Raw genomic sequence first — 16,249 nt, 5'->3', positions numbered from 1 at the left:
TAGAAACCAAGGCAAAAAACTCAAAATTATGAATCCGGGATTCGATCCAGAAGAAATTGCTCAGCTGAGAAAGGAATGCAAAGCGGAAAGTGCAAACTTTATTTATGTAGACGACGAATTTGAAGATGAGGGTGAAAATAACGAGCACGCGCATGTTCAGTTCATAGGAGTTTACAAAAATGCAGAGGTGATTTATGACGCATTGATCTATACGCTTCGCCTGCACCATTCTACATTGGTATATGATGAGGCGTTGGAGCGGTTGAAAAAAGAAATGCCGCACTATGTATCTCAGGATGAGCGTCCCGATGATTATAAAATCAGCGCCGAGGACGAAGAAGACGCCGAAATGCTTCTGACGGAGTTCATTGAGGAAATTGAAGAAAACGAAGAAATCACTGTTCGCGAGCACGTGGACATCGATGATAAATTTGAATATGGCGTCGGTCTGGAAGTGGGGTTGAACAAAACTGAAATTACCGACAAGGTAATCGATGAATTCATTGCCGTGTTCAATGCTGACAGGGTTCAGCTGGATCCTACAATGTATTCGTTTACCGGCAGCGAGGAAGAAGATTGATTGAAATGATATAAAACGAAAAAACCACCATCCGGTGGTTTTTTCGTTGAAAAGCTTTTGAAAAAATTACAAAACTGCTGATTTTACAGTTTTGATAATGCGGGCAGCCACTTTGTAGGGATCAGCAGCCGAGTTCGGACGACGGTCTTCCAGATATCCGCTCCATCCTTTTGCAGGAACGATTACGGGTATACGAATGGAAGCTCCGCGGTCTGAAACGCCGTAGCTGAAATCGTGGATACTTGCAGTTTCATGTTTTCCAGTTAAACGAAGGTGGTTATCCGCTCCGTAAACCTCGATATGTTCTTTTACTACCGGACGGAAAGCTTCGCATATTTTGTCGAATGTTGCTTTGCTGCCTGCTGTTCTCAAAGTTGTATTTGAGAAGTTAGCGTGCATACCGCTACCATTCCAGTCAAGTGCTCCAAGTGGTTTTGGATGCCAGTTGATCGAAACACCATATTTTTCACCAATTCTTTCAAGGAGATAACGTGCAAGCCAGATCTGGTCACCAGCTTCCTGCGCACCTTTCGCGAAGATCTGGAATTCCCACTGACCAGCCGCTACTTCGGCATTGATACCTTCCACATTCAATCCGGCTTCAAGACATGCATCCAAATGCTCCTCAATGATGTCACGACCGTATGCATTGGCTGCTCCGACCGAGCAGTAATATGGCCCTTGTGGGCCTGGGTAACCATTTGCAGGAAAGCCCAATGGTTTGTTGGTTTCAATATCCCAAAGGAAATATTCTTGCTCAAATCCGAACCAGAAATCGTTGTCACCGTCTTCAATTGTTGCACGGCCGTTTGATTCGTGTGGAGTCCCGTCAGCATTGAGTACCTCGCACATCACCAGGTAACCATTTTTGCGCTGTGGATCAGTAATGATGTAAATGGGTTTTAATAAACAGTCAGAAGAACCGCCAGGCGCCTGCTCGGTAGATGAACCATCAAACGACCACATTCCGCAATCTTCAAGTTTTCCACTAAAATCGCTTTCAATTTTGGTTTTGCTGCGTAAACTTTGGGTCGGCTTGTAGCCATCCAACCAAATATATTCCAGCTTGGATTTTGACATAATAAAACTTAGATAAAGTGGTGACGAATAAATATAACGGCACAATATTAATGTAAAAATGTATTTCCCAAAAATAAAACATAAGAAAAATTAGGCTTATGCAGAATATTATTGCGTGCGTGGTAGTATTGTCAGTAAAAAATGCATTTTTCTCATAACACTGCTCACTAATATAACCCATCTATTTCCTGTTTTTTTAGGTAAAAGCAATTAAACTGGATCCGAAATATTGTTATGATAGTATTAAATAGCATTAAGGTTCAATTCTTGGGCGGTTTAGCCATATGAAATATATGCTGTCTGGGTAGTGTCTGAATTTTGAATTTATTGCAGATAATTTCTATATTTTTGAAAGGGCAATCCGCCTTGTTAAACTAATTTTTGAGAGCCAATGCATTTGTTTTATCAGCCGGAAGAAAACCTTTTTGAACTGGATGAGGAAGAAGCAAAACATACTACTAAGGTGCTCAGGCTTGGCTCGGGCGACATGATTCATGTCACAGATGGAAAGGGGTTTTTGAAAAAATGTGTGCTTAATATTCAGGGCAGGAAAGTTGGCTATGAAGTATTGGAAACAATATTTGTAGCGAGGAGGGATTTTGAAATTGCCATCGCTGTGGCACCGACCAGAAAGGCGGAACGCAATGAATGGATGGTTGAAAAAATGACCGAAATAGGAGTGGAACGTATCGATTTTCTTATTACTGAACATACAAATCCTGAGACAGTAAATCGGGTAGTCAACACAACCCGGCTCAATCGCATTGCAGCGAGCGCAATGAAACAATCACAACAATATTATAAACCGGAAATTACAGTAAATAATAAATTCGATTCGTTCATAAGGAATGCGTCCGAAGAGACAAAATTGATAGCTTATGTTCCGGGGCAGAACAAAGTGGAACACGTTTTTAGTAAGGTTAAGAAAAATAAGCGTACCTTATTATTGATAGGCCCCGAAGGTGATTTTAGCGAACGTGAAATAATGCTTGCCATGGAACAGGGCTTTTCGACGGTGTCATTGGGACCAACACGTCTTCGTACGGAAACAGCCGCAGTAGCAGGCTGCCATGCAATTAATTTGGCGCAAGCCCTGTAATAAAAATATATCTATGATGCCCCGATCCATTTTCATTTTCAAAGTTTTATTGCTTCTTGGTTTTTTGAGTCTTGCTGACAGGGCTTTTGCGCAATCGTCGCTGAAAATTGCCAAACTCAAATACGGCGGTGGCGGAGATTGGTATGCCAACAAAACTTCATTGCCTAATCTCATCAAGTTCTGCAACACGGAACTGAAAATGAACATTAACCCTGCCGAAGACGTGGTGGAAGTAGGCAGCCCGGATATTTTTACCTATCCATTTGTCCATATGACCGGGCATGGTAATGTCGTTTTCACGGATGCTGAGGCGCAAAACCTAAGAAATTATCTGCTGTCAGGAGGGTTTTTACACGTGGATGATAACTATGGTCTTGATCAATTTATAAGAAGGGAAATGAAGAAAGTTTTTCCAGAACTTTCATTCGTCGAACTGCCGTATGACCATCAGATTTATCGGGTGAAATACATTTTTCCGGAAGGTCTTCCAAAGGTGCATGAGCACGACGGCAAGCAACCGCAGGGATTTGGATTGATCTGGCAAGGCCGCCTGGTTTGCTATTACAGTTATGAAACGGACCTGGGAAATGGATGGGAAGACCAGAGTGTGTATAATGATCCGGAAGAGATGCGGAGGAAGGCTTTGCAAATGGGGGCAAATCTGCTGAGTTACGCTTTTATGATTCAGTGATCGGCATTCTGGCATGCTATTTTAAGGGCTCCACCGAACAAATATATTCCAAAATCACATTTCAAATTTCGGTTTTGTGAGCATCGCGGCTTACTTTTGTGCAAAGTTGTTTTTTTAATTTTACTTCGTTCCATGTATATTGTTCTGATTGTATTTGTAATACATTGGTATTTATCCTTATTCTGCCAAACCTTTTTTCTGCACCGCTATTCTGCTCATAAGATGTTCATAATGAGCAAGCCATGGGAACGTTTCTTTTATTTGCTGACCTATCTTTCTCAGGGTTCTTCCTATTTAAGTCCAAGAGCCTACGCCATTCTTCACCGGATGCACCATGCATTCAGTGATACCGAGAGAGATCCACATTCTCCGCATCATACAAAAAACGTTTTCACGATGATGTGGGAAACTAAAAATATTTACAATGCAGTGCTGAGCCGTAAGCGGGCAATAGAAACCCGTTTTGAAAGAAATTATCCGGAATGGAATTTCATGGAGAAACTGGGTGATTCATGGATGTCGCGGGTTGGCTGGGGTGTACTATACATTGCCTTTTATGTGCTTGCATATGTATACCTGGATATGCATTGGATTTTCTTCTTCCTGTTACCAATTCACCTGCTAATGGGCCCCATCCACGGTGCAATCGTCAACTGGAGTGGTCACAAATACGGCTATCAGAACTTTGATAACGCCGATGAATCCAAGAACTCATTGATATTCGATTTCTTAATGATGGGAGAGCTTTTCCAAAACAACCATCATAAAAAGCCCAATTCAATCAATTTCGGCTCAAAATGGTTTGAGGTTGATCCGACTTATCCGGTGATCAAGCTCCTTAATAAGCTGAAGATTATTGAGATTCGGAAGAAGGTCTAGTGAAGCGCAAGCCATGTAAATGAGAGCCCTTCGACTGCGCTCAGGGTGACAATCGCCTTGTCACCCTGAGCGCAGTCGAAGGGCTCTCACACTGGAGGTGGTGCTCCCACAAAAAAACTTTGGCAGACGTGAAGAACGCCTGCCAAGTTTGCTTATTAACACCACAAAAAATGAAATCTTTGAAAGGCCGCAGACGAGATTCTGTTGCGACAATACAAATAAATCACGTAATCCTTAAAATGGCGTTAATTACGAGTTAGAATTTCCTTAGAGTCTTGAAAAACTAATCTGAAACGTCGTGCCCTTTGGTTCATTGGAACGGATCGTTATCGTTCCATTGTGAAGTTTGACAATCCTTTCTACCAACGAAAGTCCAATCCCGTAACCTTTGATATTGGCTGTATTATCGCTTCTGAAAAATGGCTGGAACACCAAGCTCTGGTCTTCTTTTGGAATACCCTTTCCATTATCAGAAAATGCTAGGCTAACCTGACCTCTTGTGGATTGGAGGCTGATATTTACCAAATGGTCGTCGGAAAATTTACAAGCGTTGTCCATCAGGTTCAGAAAAGCGGTTTTAAGTAGGGTTGAATTTCCTGCCAGTTCCAGCCAGGTATCATCCTCTGGTAATTCGTCAAAATTGAGAATAATGTTATAATACGGATTTGCTTCGGCGAGATTAACACGACAATCCAGGAGCAACTCGTCAACTCTGATGGTTTCTGTCAGCAGGTCGCGCTGGTCTTCACTTACTTTTGCCAATTCTAATAGTGTATTGGATAATTGCGCAAGCTCCTGAATATCTTCCAGCACCGACTGAATAGTCACCTGATATTCGCTCGGATTTCTTTCTTTGAGCATACTAACTTCCAATTGCGAACGGATTTTGGTCAGGGGATTTTTGAGTTCGTGTGAAACATTGGCCACAAAAATCTTCTGCATTTGAAACGCCGTTTCAATGCGGTCCAGCAAGTTATTAAAAGTTGTAGCGAGCCGGCCGATCTCGTCTTTTTGATTGGGTACGGCCAGTCGCGTGTCCAGTTTTTGGGGCAGAATCCCTTCTACTTCATTCATAACCTTGGAAATAGGCCTCAATGCACGTTTGGAAAATATCCAGCCCACCAAAGCGACAATGATGGTGACAATGAAAAATAGAACAGTGAGGAGGGTACTAAGATTGGAGAGGTTAGCCTGACCATACAAATCTTTGGCACCTAACATAACCACCGCGCGGTTGAACGGATATTTATAATACAGTCCAACTACCTTATAATCACCATCCTTGTATCGTATTTGGCCCGATTTTCGAATCTCATCCAGCCAATAATTCGAAACATGCAGCGCCTTGATTTGCGGAGTGGTGGTATTGCTGTAAATCAGACGGTTCTTTTCATCGAAAATGAAAATATTTTCATCGTAGATCAGATCGCGATTGGTTTCGTCGAGTGCTTTGAGTACTTCCGAGTTGATCAGAGGTACCTGCACTTTGAGGAGCAATTCAGCCTGGGATTTTGCTTTTGAACGCAGCCGATCGTAGAAATCTTCGGTCACATTGGAATAGGAAAAAAAGTAGATCGCCAAAAAAGTGATCAAAAGAATACCGCTTACCAGCAAGGAAAACTGAACCGTAAGTCGGGTGCGGATTTGCATATCTTATTCTACTTTAAGCACATAGCCCATTCCGAACAATGTATGGATCAATTTGACGGGATAATCTTTGTCAATTTTTTTACGTAAATAATTTACATAAACTTCTATTACATTGGTACCGGTATCAAAACCTATATCCCAGACCTGTTCTGCAATTTCAACCTTCGAAATGACACGGCCTTGATTCCGAATAAGGTATAACAGCAAATTGAATTCGCGCGCGGTAAGGTTGATCTTGTTACCGGACCGATGTACCGTTTTAGCGTCCAGCGAAATTTCCAGATCAGCAAAGCGCAACACCTGGGCAGTATGGGAAACGGTAGCACCTCTTTTCGTCAATGCGCGGACACGAGCCAGTAACTCCTTGAATTCAAATGGCTTAACCAGGTAATCGTCGGCTCCTGCATCCAGGCCAGTCACTTTATCGTCTGTTGTTCCCAGCGCCGTAAGCATTAGTATAGGAGTTTCATCACCCCATGTCCTTATTTCCCGACACAGTTCGATGCCATTGATGCCGGGAATGATAATGTCGCTGATGATAAGTTGATAAGTATTATTCTTGGCCAATTGTCTGCCGATGAGTCCGTCGTAAGCGATATCCACCTCATATCCATTCTCTTCCAAACCTTGTTTAATGGATTGCAAGGTTTTGGGCTCATCTTCAATCAGTAGTAGTTTCATGGGATTGGTAAGAAAAGGTCGGATACTTCTTTCCAACTGGAAACCCGTTTGAAAGTATTATCTTTTACATTATGCGGGGCGGTGAATAAGATGCCTTTGCCTTTGAATGCAGTAAGATTGCGAACGTGATCGTCTATAAGATAATCGGACCTGAGGATACTTTTATAGCCGCAGAAAACAATGTTGGTCCAGGGGATAAAGGGAAAATGCTTTTTCAGCCAATTAAATTTGTCATTGAATGAGGTCGGAAATTCCATGCAGGCCGTGGCAACATACAGTTCGTAATATTTAGACAATTTGTAAACGGTATCCTCAGCACCTTCTTTGACTTTTATGTCAGCAAAAAAACCAGTTGTATCAATAATTTTATTGAGTTTGGTGAGCTGTTTGGGATGCAGTAATTCTCTGAGCGCTTTGGAACGCAACTCCTTCTCATTCAATGTAGTATCAAAGTCATTCAGGACAATATTAATCAGCTTTTCGTGCGTGTCAGCCAGGACATCGTCCATGTCTAGGGTCAGTGTCAGCATCAAAAAATGGTTCTGTGAACGTCGAAATTTTCGAGATAATCATTTACCCGTTTCAGGAACATTCCACCCAGCGAACCGTCAACCACCCGGTGATCGTACGAATGCGAAATGAACATCATGCTGCGGATCCCAAGCAAATCGCCTTGCGCAGTTTCTATCACAGCCGGTTTCTTCTTGATTGCGCCAAAAGCCATGATAGCAACTTGTGGCTGGACGATAATGGGCGTACCCATTAAGTTAGCAAAAGCGCCTATATTGGAGACGGTGTACGTGCCGCCGGAAACATCGTCGGCTTTTAATTTATTTTCTCTTGCTCTTTTGGCCAGGTCATTTACTTTTTTTGCTAATCCGGCGAGATCATACTGATCGGCACGATGAATGACGGGAACGATTAGGTTACCGTCGGGCAGTGCCACCGCCATACCAATGTTAATGTCCTTCTTTTTGATAATCCTATCACCTTCCACCGAGATATTGATCATTGGATAATCTTTGATCGCCTTCACGACGGCTTCAATCAATATGGGCGTAAATGTGATGCTGTCGCCACTTTTCTTTCTGAATTCATTTTTAACATGTTCCCGCCAGTTCACAACCGGGGTCATATCAGTCTCGATAAAAGACGTGACGTGTGCCGAAATGTTTCGGGATTCAATCATCCGCTGTGCGATCATCTTGCGCATGCGGTCCATCTCAATGATCTCGTTGCTGCCGTTCAGGGAAGTCGTAACTTTCACCTCCGACGTTGTTTTGCGCTGATCGACGAAAGCAAGAATATCATTTTTGGTTACCCTATTATCTGACCCGGACCCGTGGATTTTCTCTAATTCGTTAGAGCTAATGTTTTCCTGACGGGCGATGCTGAGAACGAGCGGGGAATAAAAGGTACTGTTTCCATTTTGCTCAAAAACAGGCTCAGCTTTTTTTGTAACCACCTGCTGATAATCTTTTTCAAGCAAACTAGCCGTTTCTACCACTTCCAATACTTCTTCCTTTGGTTCTGGCGTAAAGACGGGCGTTTTGATGTAATCCTCATCTGCCACTTCGATCGTTGCGACCACGCTTCCAATTGCTACCACATCGTTTTCTTTAACCAGCCAATCCACAATTTTGCCAGTAAAGGGGCAGGGTACTTCTGTATCTACTTTATCTGTGGCAACCTCCATTACTGAATCATCGATGGACACCGGATCACCTGCTTTTTTCAGCAAATGAAGAACCGTGCATTCCATAATACTTTCGCCCATCGGAGGCATTACCATTTCTACTATTTTCATATCGACACTTTTCGCTGATAACAGGTAAATGCTCTATTACCTGAATGAATGGACTGTTCAGTTCTTTTCAGCTAGATTACTGCTTAGAATTGTTTTTCTCAAAAGGTTGAGGGCATATGAGGATGTTAGCTCAATGTTGATTTTCCTGTTGTTTCTCAATGTGAGCAATTGGGTAAATGTTTCGTCAGGCGTAGCACAAGCGATCCATACTGTCCCAACAGGCTTTTCTGCTGTGCCACCATCGGGACCGGCAATGCCGGTAGTTGAGATGGCAAATGTTGTATTCAAAAGCCTTCTTACGCCTTCGGCCATTTCACGGGCAGTTTGCTCACTTACAGCTCCAAAGGCCTCCAATGTATCCCGGGAAACACCCAGTACATTCATTTTGACCTCATTACTATAACTAACAACAGATCCCTCGTAATACTTTGAAGAACCTGGGACACCCGTGATTTGGTTAGCAACAAAGCCACCTGTACAACTTTCTGCAGTCCCAACTGTGGCCTGGCTGTTTACCAGTAACGTTCCGATCACTGTCTCCAGTTCATCGGCGTCAAAGCCAAAAACGTGCTCACCAATGATTGGAAGGACCAGCGAAACCTGCTCCTGCAATTGTTCATCGAGTAAAGCCTGATCTGTTCCCGTTCCGGTCAGGCGAAGCCTTACCTGCCCAAAATGAGGAAGATATGCCAGTTTAATGTGAGCTGGAAGCGCATCTTCCCATGGAGCAATTTTCTCGGCCAGGAAAGATTCGCCTATGCCAATCGTACGAATGGATTTATGTTGGATGATTTGTGTAGAAAAACGATTTTTTAGCCTCGGAAGAATTTCAAATTCCATCAGGCTTTTCATTTCATAGGGAACTCCCGGTAGAGAAACATAAATCACATCGTCTTTTTCAAACCACATACCCGGCGCGGTACCCCACAGATTAGGAATGTAGGTGCAATTCTTTGGAAGTGCGGCTTGCTGAATATTAAGTTCGGTCATAACCCGACCGCGTTTTGCGAAGAATTCGGTGATGAGCGCCAATGCTTCCTGGTTGATTTCCAGCTCCGTACCGAAATATTTACAAAATGTGTGCTTGGTAATATCATCCCTTGTTGGCCCGAGACCGCCCGTCACAATGACCACATTCGCACGCTGGCTCGCTTCTTTAAAGGCGTTCAGGATATCTTGTTTATTGTCACCAACAGATGTTTTCCTGACCGGCCTGATGCCAATGTCAGTCAATTGAGTTCCAATCCATTGTGTGTTGGTGTCTGTAATCTGACCGAAAAGAATCTCGTCACCGATGGTTAAAACTTCTGCCGTGGGGGAAGAAATGGTCATGTGGAAAGAGGTTAAGGAAGACCGTTATTTTCCCAAAAATAAGTAAAATTAATCGTTATTGAGTACGTTTGAAGCATAGTCAATTAATTACAAAACCAATTGCAATGAAACAGAAAATCTTAGCAATCATCCTATTTTTGACCGTTTACGGCACTGCTGCAACGGCTCAAATCAATTTAGGAAAAGTACTGGATAAGGTCAGTGGGAAGAATGATACAGGGCTTGGCGAGAGCGAAATTGTTCAGGGATTGAAAGAGGCTTTAAACATCGGGATAAGCAACGGTTCCGCGGAAGCTTCAAAGGTAGATGGCTTTTTTAAAAATGAATTAATCAAGATTGCGGTTCCGCCTGAGGCACAAAAAGTTGCCGAGACATTGCGGAGAATGGGACTTGGAGCGGAAGTGGATAGGTTTACTCTGTCATTAAACCGAGCAGCGGAAGATGCGGCTAAAAAATCAAAGCCAATCTTTGTCAAGGCCATCACTTCGATGACGGTGCCTGATGCGTTAGGTATCCTAAAAGGCCAGGATGATGCGGCCACGCAGTATTTAAAGAAGACAACAAATGAGGACTTGTTTAAAACTTTTTTCCCGGTTGTGGATAGCACTTTGAACCTGAACAAGGCCACGGAATACTATAAAGACCTTGTCAGCACCTACAATCAGTTACCGCTGGGTAAAAAGGTAAATCCTAATTTGAAAGAATATGCGACACAAAAAACCATTGACGGACTGTATACTTTGATTGCGCAGGAAGAGAAAAAAATCCGCGAGGATCCTGTTGCAAGGGTAAATGATCTGCTTAAAAAGGTGTTTAGCAAATCAGGAAATTAGGACATAAAAGTATCCGGTAACCTCGATTGCTTATTTTTGTGAAAATTTTAAACCTTCTATGAAAAAATCAGAAATACATTTCACTGTTGAGCTTGACGATAAAAACATACCGGAAAAGATATTTTGGGAAGCTACCGACAATCCGAATGAAGGAATTAATGATACACGTGCAATTGCAATAGCAGTTTGGGACCATTATCACCGGGGAACATTGAAAATTGACCTTTGGACAAAGGATATGGAAGTTTTCGAAATGAAGCGGTTTTACATTGAATTAATGAGCGGTATTGCAGATACTTTACTTACCGCTACCAACGACAGAAGCATGGCAGATTTGATAGAAGGCGTCTGCGAAACGCTTAGTAAGCGTTTGGATGAAGAGATGAAAGCGGCGAAGTAGTAGATTGTCACACTGTGCGACCTTGTCACACTGAGCGCAGTCGAAGTGCGGTACTTGCCAGCAGCGCACTTCGACTGCGCTCAGTGTGACAATAGGGCTGCCTGCTCTTTCTTCGGCAGACTTGCTACTACCAGGTCATAAGAATCTTTTACCCAACTAAATAGCGTTTCGCTAGGAATGTTACCAGTCACGTACACCGTGTTCCAATGCTTTTTATTCATATGATATCCGGGCTTTACGTCCGGATATTTTTCTCTTAGCTCTTCCGCTTTTTCAGGATCACATTTGGCGTTGAATTGGTCGGCCACTGTGTCCATCGGCGTTAACAAAAACACTTTGCCCATTACTTTGAATACCAGCGTATCGGGTCCGAAGGGAAGCTCTTCCTTCACGCCAGGCAGTTTCAGGCAGTAATCACGCAGGGTTTCGAGGTTCATCTTGTTAAGGCTCTGACAATCATCACAATTAGACAAATCAGGAACATGACGATGGAGATACGGTTGATCCCATGCATCATGCGAAGGTTAAAGGAATCGGGTGCATTGGGGTCTTTTTTCTTGAAGACCCGGATGAAGTAATAGAACACATCACCCAGTTGGAAGTATTTTTTCATGTTATTTCGATTAAATCGCCACTAATCACATTCTCAAACTAATATTTCACGCTCATTAGGTTCAAACCATCTGCCGTCTTCGCGGATTAGCTCAATCAGTTCTTCCACCGCCCTGGCGGCAGTAACGGACCTTTTGATCACTTCCTGCCCGCGGTATAAAGCAATTTTATCCTTTCCCATACCCACATATCCGTAATCCGCATCGGCCATTTCACCCGGACCATTTACGATACACCCCATGATGCCAATTTTTACACCTTTCAAATGCTCAGTATGCTTGCGGATCATTGCGGTAGTTTCCTGCAAATCGAATAATGTGCGGCCGCAGGAAGGGCAGGAGATATACTCTGTCTTGGACATCCTAGTCCTCGCAGCCTGCAAAATGCCAAATGCGATTGAATTGTATGCAGCAGCCGATTTTATTCGTTCGCTCTTTTCAGCGTTTTCGGTGAAAATCGGGGACAACAATGTACCGTCGCCAAATCCATCGACCAATAACCCACCAATATCCGTTGCAGAATACAAGGTAAGCTTATTGCCCAGATTGGTTGAATATGCTCGGCAAATAATAACCGGTACTTTAATTTTCAATTTCGTCAACGTATAAAAAAACCTTCGCAGCTCGGGCATTGCGTGTGCATTGGTAGTTTGCGCGATGAGCACGACGTTATTATTGTCGCTTACTTTCTCTAAAAAATCTTGGTCAAAAGAGTGGATGTCTCCTTCGATAAAATTTAACTGATTGGAAACGTTAACTGCTTCATTCCAGGCATTTATTGACCATAAAGGAAATTTGTTATTTCGATCTGCGTGAATGTTCCATTGTTCGTAATCAAGAATTTCTTTCAGGCCATTTGGTAGCATGAATGGAGCCGGGTTTTTGCCGGTATATATATAATCCGCTCCCTGGTCATTCATTGCCCACTTATCCGGGACAGGTAAAAAGAAATGTCCGATGCTTTTTAAATCATCAAGGCTCTGAATCTCAATTTTAGAATAATCCGCAATAACCCTCGGCACATTCAAATGCCCAATATTATACACGTCTCTCGTATCCCGCCGGACATATTGAAAAGGATTGATCGGACATTGATCAACAGGTTCAATAAAGTCATGCGGTAAGCGGCTGGTATAACGTTCAATGAGATCGCGGGCAACGGGCGCTTCTTTTTCCGGCGCTTCGGTTAGCGAAACGCGGACGGTATCCCCAATTCCATCTTCCAGTAAAGTACCAATCCCGACAGCAGATTTAATCCGGCCATCTTCCGCCTCACCAGCCTCGGTAACCCCCAAATGCAAGGGGTATGGTTTCAAACCCTCCTGATCCAGCCGCTGAACGAGTAATCGATAGGCTTCCACCATGACCTGCGTGTTGCTGGATTTCATGGAAAGCGCAATATTGTAATAGTTGAATTCTTCACAAATTCGTAAAAACTCTAATGCGGATTCCACCATTCCCAGCGGTGTATCCCCATAACGGCTCAGGATCCTGTCGGAAAGAGAACCGTGATTGGTACCGATGCGCATGGCAGTACCATATTCTTTACAGATTCTGACCAGCGGAATAAATTTCTCCCTGATTCTTTCCAGTTCGGCGGCGTAGGAAGCGTCCGTATAATCGATGATCTCAAAGCGTTTGCGATCGGCATAATTGCCCGGATTTATACGGACTTTTTCAACAATGCGGGCGGCGAGTTCCGCCGCATTGGGTGTAAAATGAATATCTGCAATCAGCGGCACATAAATGCCGAGCTTATGCAGTCCATTTCTAATATTTTCGAGGTTTTGAGCTTCCTTTACGCTTGGTGCAGTAATACGAACATACTCGCAGCCAGAGTCCACCATCCTGATTACTTCATCAATCGAACCTTGCGTATCCATTGTATCCACGGTCGTCATGGATTGAACGCGGATAGGGTAGGCGGAGCCCATTGGAATATCCCCGATGTTGATGGTAATGGTTTCGCGCCGCTTATATGCTGTCAGCGATGGACAGTAAAGATTGGTTTTTTGTTCTGAAGCTGTAATCACTGTCATGGATTGTATTGGCTACAATGTATGCCACAAAGGTCTTAAAACAAAAACACAATCGGAATTACAATCGTGCATTTAATGACTAAGCTTCAGCGCGTGTTCCAGAATCGACTGTAATGATGTAACTTTTTCCACCTTCTTTTTCAATGGCCTCAGCCACTTCTTCGGTACGGGCAGGCGCATATACGAACATGCATCCGCCCCCGCCGGACCCATTGATTTTTCCGCCCAAAGCACCGGCATTCAATGCCGCATTCATCATTCTTTCGATTTTGGGGGTTGAGGTGCGTTTGTGGTCGCGTAGATTTTTGTAATGTTTATATAAAAGGTCGCCGAAAATTTCATCAAACAGCTCATTGACAGGCTCATTGTCATTTTCAGATAATAGCTCTTTGCCTTGAAGCAGGATGTCACGGTCTTCAATGTTGGCACACAAAAGGCTTAGCTCATCTTCTGTCAGCTGGCTTTTATAGTCAGGTGTTTGTTCAAAAGGTGTGGTGAAAATGGAGAATGAAGGATCGTAGGAAGTTACTTTCCTGATCACATCTTCCATCCCATAACGACAACGGGCCAAAATGCCTAATGTATCTTTTGGCTCCAATGAATCGCCGAGCACGAACGTTCCGAGTTGTGGCCTGAGCGTTTCCACATGAATGATGGGCGTGGATTCAAGGTAAATCACATTACCAATTGCCGTGGAATAGTGATCCATCATACCGCCTGGTTCGCCAAATTCGAGCACTTCGGCAGCATTGGCAATTTCTCCCAATTCCTTTTGAGAGAAATTCATTGGGTTATCACTCATTTTATCCAAAAAATGAGCCCACGAAACAATCAATGCGGAAGAGCTGGAAGTACCGGAGTTGATGGGAATGTTCCCGTGAATGACACATTCAAAACCTTTGGAAAATAGCAGGCCTTTCCTCTTTAAGATATTGATCGTGCTGCGGAAATAGTCCCGCTGCACCACATACGGAAAAGTATCTCTTAATGAAAACGCTTCTTTTAAACCTAGATCCGGGAGATGCAGGATCACTTTGTCATCATTGCGATAATTTCCCTCAATGCTAATTCTTCGCGAAATAGCAGCTGCGATGACGGGTAATCCAAGATAATCCTGATGTTCACCAAACAAACAAATGCGACCGGGAGTTGAAATCGTCATGAACTACCAGCTTTTCTTTTTGTGGCCAACAAGCCCGAAGTAGAGAATAAAAATGTACAGGGGGATCATGATCCAATAGGCTTTTTGGGTACTTCCAATGGAATCTGCAATGCCGCCATATAGAAGCGGAACGATAGCACCTCCGGAGATACCCATTACAAGAAGTGCAGAACCTATTTTGGTAAATTTCCCCAATCCGCTTAATGCCAACGGCCATAATGCAGGCCAGATCACCGCATTTGCAAAACCCAAAATGGCGATGCAGACGACCGACGTAAATCCTGTGGTGAAAAGGGCTACAAGTGTAACAAGCAGACCAAGAACTGCGCAGAATTTGAGATAGGCTTGCTGAGAAACGTATTTTGGGATTAGTGAGGCGCCAAGTATATACCCAAACATCATTCCATAAAGGGTATATGTTCCAAAGAGCCGGGCTTCTTCCTCGGGAAATCCGAGTGAGACGCCGTAATTAATAATCGTATCCCCTGCTATCACTTCCACGCCGACGTAGCAAAACAGGGCTATGACACCTAAAACAAGATTGGGAAACTGGAAAATACTGGTTTTCGTAACCGTTACCAGTGTCTCAGCAGAAGGCGTTTCTTCCTCTTCTTCACTTACTTCAACCAAGCCTTTGGACAAGCGAATTACCAACGCCAGAACAACCAGAACTGCCGTGAGGATAATATAGGGAAACACGACCTTGTCCAATTCATCCTTTGGGTCGACGGAAGAAGCCCCTGCAAGTAAAAGTTTACCAAAGATCAATTGGCTGATCACCCCGGCTGTTTTATTGGCAATACCCATAAAACTGATCCGCTGCGCAGCACTTTCCCTCGGTCCGAGAATGGTTGCATAAGGATTGGAAGCTGTTTGAAGAACAGTTAAACCAATTCCAATCGTGAACAAACCAACCAGGAACAGCGGATAAGAAGCCATTTCGGCGGCGGGAATAAAAATTAATGTTCCTCCGGCCATCACAAGCAATGCCAGTGACATGCCATTTTTAAAACCTGTCTTCTTCAACACAAAGGAAGAAGGGACGGCCATTAAGGTATAGGAAATGAAAAATGCAAAAGTGACGAGGTAAGAACTGGTGTTATCCAGGCTGAATGCTTTTTTGAAGAAACTAATCAGAGTTCCGTTAACCCAAGTGACGAAACCCATTATGAAGAAAATAACACCGATGATTAAAAGGGGGGCCAGGTAACTATTCTTTTTGTTCATTTAGGTTCTGATTGATTATTTGGTCAGGGTTGAAAGATATATAATATGGTATTTTTATAAAGAGTACTCAAAATTTACTGAAAAGGCCAGCCCTAGGCCAATAATGTTCGCAATTTACATTCCATTTCGAGTTTTTTATTTTTTTTATAAATTAAAATTGGTTGTACTGAAACAGATC

17 protein-coding genes are annotated in these 16,249 nt (G+C 43.3%); 6 read left to right on the top strand and 11 right to left on the bottom strand.

The features are described 5' to 3' along the window. The first annotated feature begins 28 nt into the window (after positions 1-28). Positions 29-580, top strand: a complete 552-nt coding sequence (locus FHS68_RS16740) for a hypothetical protein (protein WP_167272149.1) — start codon at positions 29-31, stop codon at positions 578-580. 66 nt (positions 581-646) lie between these two features. Here the strand turns inward: FHS68_RS16740 and FHS68_RS16735 are convergent, their stop codons facing one another. Continuing rightward, entirely contained in the window at positions 647-1,660 is a 1,014-nt protein-coding gene (locus FHS68_RS16735; RefSeq protein ID WP_167272146.1) for a glutamine synthetase beta-grasp domain-containing protein, read from the bottom strand. Between the two features lie 391 nt (positions 1,661-2,051). On the opposite strand from FHS68_RS16735, the gene FHS68_RS16730 reads away from it, so the two are divergent. The 3 genes from FHS68_RS16730 to FHS68_RS16720 all read left to right on the top strand — a co-directional run bounded on the left by FHS68_RS16730 (position 2,052) and on the right by FHS68_RS16720 (position 4,329). Continuing rightward, the gene (locus FHS68_RS16730) at positions 2,052-2,759 is read left to right on the top strand and encodes an RsmE family RNA methyltransferase (protein ID WP_167272143.1); all 708 of its coding nucleotides are present in this window, start codon (positions 2,052-2,054) and stop codon (positions 2,757-2,759) included. A 16-nt stretch (positions 2,760-2,775) separates the two neighbouring features. After that, complete coding sequence (locus FHS68_RS16725) at positions 2,776-3,450, top strand: DUF4159 domain-containing protein (RefSeq protein WP_167273354.1); 675 nt, start codon at positions 2,776-2,778, stop codon at positions 3,448-3,450. Positions 3,451-3,582: 132 nt separating this feature from the next. Continuing rightward, positions 3,583-4,329 carry an acyl-CoA desaturase gene (locus tag FHS68_RS16720; protein WP_167272140.1) on the top strand — a complete coding sequence of 249 codons (747 nt, stop codon included), beginning with the start codon at positions 3,583-3,585 and terminating at the stop codon, positions 4,327-4,329. A gap of 267 nt (positions 4,330-4,596) precedes the next feature. Here FHS68_RS16720 and FHS68_RS16715 read toward each other — a convergent pair whose 3' ends face one another. Genes FHS68_RS16715 through FHS68_RS16695 form a run of 5 tightly spaced genes read right to left on the bottom strand, consistent with a single transcriptional unit; the run spans position 4,597 to position 9,799 of the window. Then, positions 4,597-5,979 (bottom strand): sensor histidine kinase, encoded by a 1,383-nt coding sequence (locus tag FHS68_RS16715; RefSeq protein ID WP_167272137.1) that lies wholly within the window; start codon positions 5,977-5,979, stop codon positions 4,597-4,599. Between the two features lie 3 nt (positions 5,980-5,982). Further along, positions 5,983-6,660: a response regulator gene (locus FHS68_RS16710; protein ID WP_167272135.1), complete on the bottom strand. Its 678-nt coding sequence runs from the start codon at positions 6,658-6,660 to the stop codon at positions 5,983-5,985. Continuing rightward, positions 6,657-7,190 carry a 5' nucleotidase, NT5C type gene (locus FHS68_RS16705; protein ID WP_229211932.1) on the bottom strand — a complete coding sequence of 178 codons (534 nt, stop codon included), beginning with the start codon at positions 7,188-7,190 and terminating at the stop codon, positions 6,657-6,659. Before FHS68_RS16705 ends, FHS68_RS16710 begins: the two co-directional genes overlap by 4 nt. Continuing rightward, positions 7,190-8,467 (bottom strand): dihydrolipoamide acetyltransferase family protein, encoded by a 1,278-nt coding sequence (locus FHS68_RS16700; RefSeq protein WP_167272133.1) that lies wholly within the window; start codon positions 8,465-8,467, stop codon positions 7,190-7,192. The genes FHS68_RS16705 and FHS68_RS16700 overlap by 1 nt, the downstream gene beginning before the upstream one ends. Before the next feature lie 57 nt (positions 8,468-8,524). Continuing rightward, positions 8,525-9,799: a competence/damage-inducible protein A gene (locus FHS68_RS16695; RefSeq protein ID WP_167272130.1), complete on the bottom strand. Its 1,275-nt coding sequence runs from the start codon at positions 9,797-9,799 to the stop codon at positions 8,525-8,527. A gap of 104 nt (positions 9,800-9,903) precedes the next feature. On the opposite strand from FHS68_RS16695, the gene FHS68_RS16690 reads away from it, so the two are divergent. Beyond that, positions 9,904-10,632, top strand: a complete 729-nt coding sequence (locus FHS68_RS16690) for a DUF4197 domain-containing protein (RefSeq protein WP_208408334.1) — start codon at positions 9,904-9,906, stop codon at positions 10,630-10,632. 58 nt (positions 10,633-10,690) lie between these two features. After that, complete coding sequence (gene gldC / locus FHS68_RS16685) at positions 10,691-11,032, top strand: gliding motility protein GldC (protein WP_167272128.1); 342 nt, start codon at positions 10,691-10,693, stop codon at positions 11,030-11,032. An 80-nt stretch (positions 11,033-11,112) separates the two neighbouring features. Here gldC and FHS68_RS16680 read toward each other — a convergent pair whose 3' ends face one another. The 5 genes from FHS68_RS16680 to FHS68_RS16660 form a co-directional block, all read right to left on the bottom strand. Then, positions 11,113-11,469: an MmcQ/YjbR family DNA-binding protein gene (locus FHS68_RS16680; RefSeq protein ID WP_167272119.1), complete on the bottom strand. Its 357-nt coding sequence runs from the start codon at positions 11,467-11,469 to the stop codon at positions 11,113-11,115. Continuing rightward, positions 11,466-11,645 carry a DUF6728 family protein gene (locus tag FHS68_RS16675; RefSeq protein ID WP_167272116.1) on the bottom strand — a complete coding sequence of 60 codons (180 nt, stop codon included), beginning with the start codon at positions 11,643-11,645 and terminating at the stop codon, positions 11,466-11,468. Before FHS68_RS16675 ends, FHS68_RS16680 begins: the two co-directional genes overlap by 4 nt. Before the next feature lie 33 nt (positions 11,646-11,678). Beyond that, a complete protein-coding gene (gene ispG / locus FHS68_RS16670; RefSeq protein WP_167272113.1) occupies positions 11,679-13,682 on the bottom strand; it encodes a (E)-4-hydroxy-3-methylbut-2-enyl-diphosphate synthase in 2,004 nt (667 codons plus the stop codon). A 79-nt stretch (positions 13,683-13,761) separates the two neighbouring features. Continuing rightward, positions 13,762-14,844, bottom strand: a complete 1,083-nt coding sequence (locus tag FHS68_RS16665; protein WP_167272110.1) for a mevalonate kinase family protein — start codon at positions 14,842-14,844, stop codon at positions 13,762-13,764. Between the two features lie 3 nt (positions 14,845-14,847). Next, positions 14,848-16,071: a sugar MFS transporter gene (locus tag FHS68_RS16660; RefSeq protein ID WP_167272107.1), complete on the bottom strand. Its 1,224-nt coding sequence runs from the start codon at positions 16,069-16,071 to the stop codon at positions 14,848-14,850. Positions 16,072-16,249: the final 178 nt, after the last annotated feature.

The organism is Dyadobacter arcticus (genome assembly GCF_011762185.1).
Classification (GTDB): Bacteria; Bacteroidota; Bacteroidia; order Cytophagales; family Spirosomataceae; genus Dyadobacter; species Dyadobacter arcticus.
Note: the sequence above shows the minus strand (reverse complement) of the source record. Positions and strands in the feature narration are given on the sequence as shown.